The sequence below is a fragment of the Carboxylicivirga caseinilyticus genome (genome assembly GCF_050589785.1).
GTDB classification, from domain to species: Bacteria; Bacteroidota; Bacteroidia; order Bacteroidales; family Marinilabiliaceae; genus Carboxylicivirga; species Carboxylicivirga caseinilyticus.
In genome coordinates, this window is sequence record NZ_JBNGOX010000109.1 from 1 (window position 1) to 980 (window position 980).

The 980-nt window shown below is 30.9% G+C and carries 1 protein-coding gene; it reads right to left on the reverse strand.

The window, feature by feature from the left end:
• Positions 1-26: 26 nt before the first annotated feature.
• Positions 27-932: an IS982 family transposase gene (locus tag ACRD62_RS22440; protein WP_430822319.1), complete on the reverse strand. Its 906-nt coding sequence runs from the start codon at positions 930-932 to the stop codon at positions 27-29.
• Positions 933-980: the final 48 nt, after the last annotated feature.

Genomic DNA, 980 nt, shown 5'->3' on the forward strand with positions numbered 1-980 from the left:
AACCTGAGTTCGATATAAGAGAATTCTTAAAACAGAGCTAATTGCCCATAAGTTGGCTCTGTTTCATATTTAATTGAAGGTTTTTTCGGTAAGAAAGAGTACGCTAAAAGAGCGGATATCAGATTTGTTAGAAAATTAGTTACTGATCTATGTCTTGAGTGTTCTATCTGACAGATGTTCTTAAGTTCATCATTAATAGTTTCAATAATAGAACGTTTACGAAGTAAAATCTTATCATTTATAGACATTAAACTGTTCTTCATGTTCTTACGCATTCCAGTAATAAGATGAATTCCATTGATAAATAACTGTTCGAATAACTTTTGACCGATATACCCCTTGTCTGCAAATAATTTTCCAAATATTCGCTTGAGAAAACTTTCTTCCTTTAGCGGAGCACGATCATCAACATTGCCAGTAGTTAGTACAAAATCAATTATTTCGCCTTTGTCATTAATTACAATATGAAGCTTAAATCCAAAGAAATAACCCATTGTTGACTTGCCTCTGGAGGCTATGCCATCAAATACCTTATGATTTAATATGCGTTTATTATGGCATACTCTAATTGGTGTAGAATCAACAAAAGAAATACCTGTACAGTCTCCGAGGCGCATCATTTTTAAGAACAAAGCCATTGGCATTAATGCTTTTTGTTGTAACTCAACAAAACGGTTATAAGATACAGTTCGTGGAAATTCTGATCTCATATTTTTCTGAATATGTTTAAGATAGAAGTTTTTAATATTTCGATAATGGGATAAATGAAATAGAATCATAATTGTTATAACCTCAGAATCTGACATCTTACAAGGTTTATTACGCTTATTCTTTGATGTATTTTCAGCTAATTGGTGTCCCATCAAAGCTTTATACCATTCAATGCAAAATTCATCCACATAAAAGAATATTTCAGTAACTTTATCTTCCATAATAAACAAGTGTTTTGGTGTTAATTATTTAAATTTCAGATACTTAAA